This window comes from Liquorilactobacillus capillatus DSM 19910, assembly GCF_001434915.1.
Taxonomy (GTDB): Bacteria; Bacillota; Bacilli; order Lactobacillales; family Lactobacillaceae; genus Liquorilactobacillus; species Liquorilactobacillus capillatus.
In genome coordinates, this window is sequence record NZ_AZEF01000057.1 from 1 (window position 1) to 428 (window position 428).

At 35.3% G+C, this 428-nt stretch carries 1 protein-coding gene; it reads left to right on the plus strand.

Translation table 11 applies throughout. The features are described from left to right. On the plus strand, window positions 1–428 hold a 428-nt coding region (locus tag FC81_RS10135), incomplete at both ends, for a phage major capsid protein (protein WP_157054800.1).

Sequence of the window (428 nt, forward strand, 5' to 3'; positions counted from 1 at the left end):
TTGATTCATGCAGTTTTGGTTTTGAAGTGAATGATGGTACAGATACATGGACAAAAGATGATGATGGAAACATTACAAGAACGATTAATGCAGTTAAGAGCTTGTTTGATGTGTCCGTTGTCGCTGTGCCAGCATATGACGATACCAATGTTCAAGTAGATACACGTAGTTATGAAAAATTTATCAATAAAGAAAAGGAAGATGATACCATGACAAAGAAAACAATTATTGATCCAGAAAAGCAGACAGAAACAAAGACAGAAACACGTTCATTTGAAGATTATATTCGTTCACGTGGTGAATTACGTGATGGTATTACAACATCAGGAGCGGCCGCAGTTATTCCAGAAGAAATTATCACACCAGTATTTCAGTTAAAACAATCAAAATACAACCTTGCACAATATGCAACGGTTAAACAAGTTTCT